Consider the following 376-nt stretch of genomic DNA (forward strand, 5'->3'; position numbering starts at 1 on the left):
TGGGTACTGGTACCGCAATCTGCGTCAGACGGTGCGTTTCGAGGAGAGCGTGCGCGTCCTGCTGGCCGACGGTTTTCAGGTGTTTGTCGAGGCCAGCGCCCATCCGGTGCTCACGATGGGTGTGGAGGAGACGGCCGAGGATCACGGCACTCGTGTTACCGCCGTTGGTTCGCTGCGCCGCGACGAAGGCGGTCTGGAGCGCTTCATGACCTCCGTGGCCGAGGCATATGTGGGCGGTGCCGCTGTCGACTGGGCCCGGATGTTCGCGGGGACGGACGCGCGGCGCGTCGATCTGCCGACGTATGCCTTCCAGCGGGAGCGGTACTGGCTGGAGTCAGCGGGTGTGGCCGTCAGTGAGGGTGCGGCGGCTGGGCTT

At 67.3% G+C, this 376-nt stretch carries 1 protein-coding gene; it reads left to right on the forward strand.

Translation table 11 applies throughout. The features are described from left to right. Nucleotides 1–376: acyltransferase domain-containing protein (locus NP777_RS47315; RefSeq protein ID WP_256656390.1), on the forward strand; the 376-nt coding region annotated here is incomplete at both ends.

It is taken from the genome of Streptomyces rugosispiralis (genome assembly GCF_024505145.1).
Taxonomy (GTDB): Bacteria; Actinomycetota; Actinomycetes; order Streptomycetales; family Streptomycetaceae; genus Streptomyces; species Streptomyces rugosispiralis.